Raw genomic sequence first — 6202 nt, 5'->3', positions numbered from 1 at the left:
CAATAAAAAATACGCTCAGGATTATCAAGCGTATAGAATGGTTTATAATATTTTTGATTTAACCAACGTGCAACTCTAAAACACTCATCATCTGACATTCCATTTTCAAAATACAATTCAAGAGTAAATGAGAGAGGTTCATACTCAACACTGTTTAAGTAGGATACATCTTGTCCACGAATTCTATCTTCATTAATTATTTTTGTTGCCATAAAAGTTTCATCATACAAGCCACTTTGTGTAGTTACGTGTATGATTCCCATATCGGATGAATGAATCCCATCATAATAAAATTCTGTACACTGCATCATTATGTTTTCACTCCTTTTGATTTAAGTTTGTGATATGTATGATTATTTAATAATAATTCCTCTACGTTTGGCATCATTTGAAATGCTACCAAAAACCTTTCCTTTTACCTGTCTTATTATGTCATCCATATCATGAGGTTTATGGACATTAACTTCTTGGATTTGAATTATTTCAGTTGGTGGTAAGTCTTCTTTTCTGGAATTAACGGTAGGTGTATTAAGTTTAGGAAGATAATTCTTTAATCCATCGAGAACTGTCATGGCTTTTAAGAAATCTTTTGTTTGTCCTTGATTAAGAATTAATTCTTTCTCGTGAAGTATTCCTAGTTTTCCACCTTTAAAATCTCCTGTATATCCTCCAGTGTCAAAGGGTTGAATCTTCTTAAGTAAGTCAGTACTCGGTGTCTGATATTTAATGTGAGAAGGCATGTTTGTAACCCAATTTCCTCCGCCCACATCGTATTGACCGCCAAATTGACTGTCATAGCCGTAAACACGATATTTTTCTCCTGCTTGGAGTATTCTTACCATTTCCAACTTCCCATTATTTCGCTTCCATAGGTTAATTGGTTTATCAACTGTGACCATGCCAATTTGTCCTTGCTTGAATTCTAAGCCATTCCACATGACTGGTTGTGCAGGTGATGTAGTTCCTCCCGTTGATCCACTACCTCCCGTAGAAGGTTTTGGATTACTTGGCATGTTAATACCTGTTTGAAATCCACCAGCCCCCATTATGCTGAATTGTTGCAGTAAACTTATTGCTTCTCTTAACCTATCAATTAAGTTATTTTTGATACTGTCCCCCATGTGTGTCATATTAAGGTTAACATCATTAGAGAATCCAACTAATTCACCTGTAAGGCTGCTTATATTTCCCTTCATAATATCTTCTCTGACTTTAGCCCATTTTCTTTCATCATTAATAATGTTATCGTAATGTTTTCGGATGGCTTCTTTGTCCGCATTTAGTTTATCCTGCAATGCTTTGTGAGATTTTTCTAATTGATCCTTTTCAGCATCTTGTTTCTCTTGTAAAGCATCTTTTGCATTGTTAATTTCCTCTGTTTTCTGTTCCAAGTCATCTTGTAGGCTGTTTTTTCTTAACTCAATTTCACGCTTATGTTTTAATTCCTCAATTTGCTCAACTTTGTCTCGAAGTTGTTCTTCTAATTCAATTCTCTTTGCAATTGCCTCAAATGAATTATCCAAAGAAAGCTTGTTGATTTGAGATTCAATCTTTAACTTTTCACTTGTTAGCTTTTCTAAATCTTTACTATAATCTCTTTCAGACTCAAGGCTATCAATGGAATCTAATTTAGCTTGAATTATTCTCTGATATTGCTTTAATTCTTTATCAAGTAAGCCCATTTGTCGCTTATGATTGTCTTCCATAGCTTTACGTTCTTTATCGTAAGAGTCTTGGTTAGCTTTATCTCGTTTCTCTAAAGCATCTAGTTCAGCATTTAGTTTTTCCTGATAAAATTCTTTCTGTGCATTAATTACCTTATCAGCAATATTGGCATAAACACTTTGGGTGGACTGCTCAACACCCATTAAGACATCTTTCCATTTTTCTGTTTCACTCACATTTTTCTCAAGAGCTGCTTTATTGTTAATTAGGTTTTTATTTTGAGATTCTAGTAAGCGAATGTTATCTTCAATTTCTCTCTTTTGTTTGGAAAGCAAGAAAATCTTTTGTCCTTGAAGTTTTATTTGTTCTTCTTCACTACCGGAAGATACATCCAATAGATGCTCAATGATTTTTATTTGATCTAAGTATTTTTGATTTGATTTATCCAAACGTTCTATTAATCCATCAAGAGCCGAATTAAGGAAATTATTCGATAATCCTTTAATCTTTTCGTTATAACCTAAAATGTTTGAAGATAATCCGTTAACTGCTTTGCTGTTTTCATCAATTTCTTTTGCAGTTTGATTGTATTTTTCTTTTTGTTCATTCGATAGTTTATTAAACGCTCCCATTGACTTTAGATTAGCTTGAAGTGTCTTGTTTCTTCCTTCTAATCTTTCTTTTTCATCAAGGGAAATCTTGATAAGTTGATTATGTATATTTATTTGATTTTGAAGCTCTTTCCTATATTCCTTAGATGTTTCAATCATTTCACTTTGCTTATGTTCAGATTGCTCAAGTTTTAACTTTAGACCATCTAATGATTGAGCATATTTGTCAGAAAGATATGGATCAACTGTTTTATCTTTTCCACTAGAACCACTCGAATTCTTACTTCCAGTGCCAGTTTTAAGACCAGAGCTTCCTATATCAGCATTAACACTATTCAGGAATATACCTGAAAAATCATTAGATGCTACAATATACTTATATGCTTCCCCTGCCATTTTTGCTGCATTTAATCCTTGAAGCAACGAACCAGACATTACACCGCTAATACCACCTGCCGCTAATTTCATCGCAGATACTGCATTATTAACTTGAGTAGAGTAAGAAGTCCAAGCTTTAGACAATGATGCACGTAAAGCATTATCAACTGCTAGTTTGGCAGATGCAAGGTTTTTAAAGTTAGTTAAATCAATACCATAATGTGATTTAAACTGATTTACAAAAGATGCATTGGCTTTTAAAACACTGTTGTAAAATTGTTCGTTCATGGATAACTTGGAAAGAATCGCTTTCTTTGCTAATTGTTCTTCTTTAACAATTTCCTCTTGTACTCTCTTACGAAGCTCTGCTTCATCATTTATATACGGTAGAAGATGGTCATACTTCTCCATTAGGAAACCAATGTTATCTGCTGACAATTTATGACTTTTCCCTAAGTCATTAATAATACCATTTAACTTTTCAATATTAGAAATTGAATTATTATAGGTATTTATTAATTCTTTACCTGCGTCATCTAGATTGGACATTGAATCAATACTTGCATCCATTCCATCTACACTGTCATAATATCCACCTGCAAGTTTTGAAAGTGAATCAGTATTCTTTTGATTTGCTAAAGTACCATTTTCCGTACTTTTTATAAATTCTTCTAATGCTTTTTTTCGTTCTTCAATACCATCTTTCTTTGATTCTAATTCCTGAAGATTTCCTACCTTCTCTGTATATTCTTCTAATTTATTTGATTTATCTTCTATAATTCTAACGTATTCAGCATACTCATTGAGAATTTCAGTCAATTCAATAGTTAGTTTAGCAGATAAATCTGTATTTCCTTTATCACTTGCTTTACTTGCTCTTTCAGCAAGTTCAGCTCTTCGTTTTTCATACTCTTCTTCTGCGTCTTGTAATCCTTGTACACCATATTTTTGTTGATATTCTTGCATTGTATTAAATGAGTCTTTAACAGCCTTCTCTAGTTTAGAAAGCTTCTTTTCCTCTTTGTCTATATCAACATTTATCAATGATAATTCAATTTCGTTTGCAGACTTAGCTAGTGCTAGTTGTTCTTTTGTCATCTGCTTCAGAGAAGAAATATAGTTATCTGCCTTTTCTTTATTTAAAGTTAAAGCATCTCCATACTTCCCAGTTGAATCAATTAAGTGTGGTGCTAGTTGTTGAATAGCTGATAATACATCTTGTAATTCTTTCTGCTTATCTGCATTATTTTCGGCTTGTGGCTCTAGCTGATTGTATTTTTTAATCAAATCTTCTAATGTAACGACTTGATCACTTGTTTTATTCGCCATTTCCGTTAAGGCTTCAGTGTTTAAATTTGCTGCTTTTGCTGATTTCATGAACATAGAGGCTAATGTTTCGACTGCAACAAGACCAACACTAAATATCCCTAATGATGCTCTGACACCTGTGATAGCTAGTTTTAATGCTCCAAAGGCTTTGACTGCACCGTAAGCCAATCCAATTAATATTGGAAGCTTTATATTCCATCCATGAGTAGCTTCAGTTAGATCAGTAAATCCTTTAGTCAGACTTGTAACAGTTTCTAAGAATTTTACAATCCCATCTCGTGCCCCAGTTTCTCCAACAGTCATGGCTAATTCTTGGAAACTAGCAATCATATTGTTGGTTTTAAAACGGAGTCCCTCTTGATAAGTTTCTAATTCTTTTTGAGCTGAATTATAGGAGTTTATTGAAGTCTCAGTATTTTGCATTGCTCTAGCTTGGTTTTCGATCAATGAGGTTGTTCTTGCAATGTGCCAACCCCCACCAAGTTGAGAAGCGATTGCATTTTTCTGTTGGGAATCAAGTTTTCCCCACACTTTCCATAAATCTTGTAAAACATCAGTTGCAGACCTTAGTTCCCCATTCATTTCTTTGGTTTGGATGCCAATTTCATTTAAGGCAGACTGTGTTCTTTCTCTGAGGTATCTACTAAATAAGGTTTTATAAAAGTTTCCAGCTTCATTACCTGACATTTTTAGGGTTTCAATTGTTGTAGCCATCATACCGTTTAATTCATGAAAACTAACTCCAGCCATCGCTGCACTGGATGACGATTTAGACAATCCCTGTGCTAGACCTTGAACTGTTGCACCTGATTTATTAGAAAGTTCATTAAATGCATCAACTGCTGAAGCTGTATCTTCAATTTGAAGCTTGTATTGACGCATTATTGCCACTAGGTAGTTAGACGCATCAACATCCTTCATCTCTCCTACAGTTGCCATCATTAAAGAATTATCACTAAGTACACCTGCCTCTTTTGCAGTAAAACCTAACTTGACAATCTCCCCAAATGACTCTAGTGCTCCATCAATTGTCCTACCAAATCTATATGCTGATTCTGAAGCTTTATCGAAAACATCTGCCATACTTATGTTTTCAGTTACCTTATCAATTGTTACAAGCCTCTCATCAATGACATACAGAGTATCAATTAATTTATTAAATATGGCAAATGGAGCAAAAATAGCCGCACTTGCTGCCATATATATTGGCATACGTGAAAAAGCGTTTTCCATTGTATTTCCAAAATTACGAACTTGATTAGAAGACGCTTGAGCATCCGCATTAATATTTCGGAATTGTATTCTAAGTCTATCCATTTGTTGATTTACTTTTGGAGTAGCAGTATTCAAAGCATTAACGGAATTCAACCAATTTCTAACTGATGCTTCATCAAAGTTTTTATTACCTTGATTTGCATTAATTAAATTCCTAGCTTTAAGATTAGCCTCTTGTTTATACATTTCTAATTGGTGCTTAAGTTTTTGGTTCTGTTGCTCTATTTGCCTATTTATCTGTTGTTCTTGTTGTAACTGTCTTTCTCTAATTTGAGCAGTGTTATCCTTTAATGACTCACCCGTAAGAGTATAATTTCCTGCTCCTTGAATCCCTTTTAACTTTGATTGTGTAAATTGAAACTCCTTTAATTTCCCATCTGCTTTAGTTACAGCTAAGGTAAAGGCTTCAATTTCTTTCGTATTTGGATTAATTTTTTGACTAACTTTTACCTGACCAAGTTTACTATACTGCTCAACTGCTTTTTCAATTGAGTCAACGAATACTTTTGCTTGCTTAGTATCTTTTTCAGAAATAGGTGTTACTTTCCTGTTTAATTTACTTTGGATTTTTTCAACATCACGAACTAGATCAGCTAATTGTTTATTATCTATTCCTAATTTTAGTTTTAAATTCTTTTCAATACGTCTTAATTGCTTGTTAATAATACTTGTGGTTTGTTGTTCATCTAGATGACCAACGATGAGAATTTTCATGTTTTCTTTTGACATAGTTATACACTCCTTAAAAAATATTAAAAAATAGGCGTTTATAAAAGACCGCAAATAAATGCAATCTCTTATAAACGCCTATTTGTTATAGTTATTGAGGGGAAGTATTTGGCTAGTATTATGAGGATAAAGGGGGAGTACTAGCCAGTGAGGGAAAATTAAGACAAAAGTTTTACAAGAACTTCATAATGAGAACTATAAGGGAAAAACCATGT

The 6202-nt window shown here is 33.5% G+C and carries 2 protein-coding genes; both read right to left on the bottom strand.

The genetic code is table 11. The features are described from left to right. Positions 1-311, bottom strand: a 311-nt coding sequence (locus V7122_RS21725) for a phage tail domain-containing protein (protein ID WP_335529026.1), incomplete at its 3' end; no start/stop codon positions are given. 42 nt (positions 312-353) lie between these two features. Then, the gene (locus V7122_RS21720) at positions 354-5987 is read right to left on the bottom strand and encodes a phage tail tape measure protein (protein WP_335529024.1); all 5634 of its coding nucleotides are present in this window, start codon (positions 5985-5987) and stop codon (positions 354-356) included. Positions 5988-6202 lie beyond the last annotated feature (215 nt).

Origin of the sequence: Bacillus sp. JJ1532, assembly GCF_036965085.1 — a bacterium.
GTDB lineage: Bacteria > Bacillota > Bacilli > Bacillales > Cytobacillaceae > Cytobacillus.
Note: the sequence above shows the minus strand (reverse complement) of the source record. Positions and strands in the feature narration are given on the sequence as shown.

Coding starts and splice junctions, on each gene's coding strand:
- V7122_RS21720 (WP_335529024.1), bottom strand. CDS start 5,987: ATGTCAAAAGAAAACATGAAAATTCTCATCGTTGGTCATCTAGATGAA.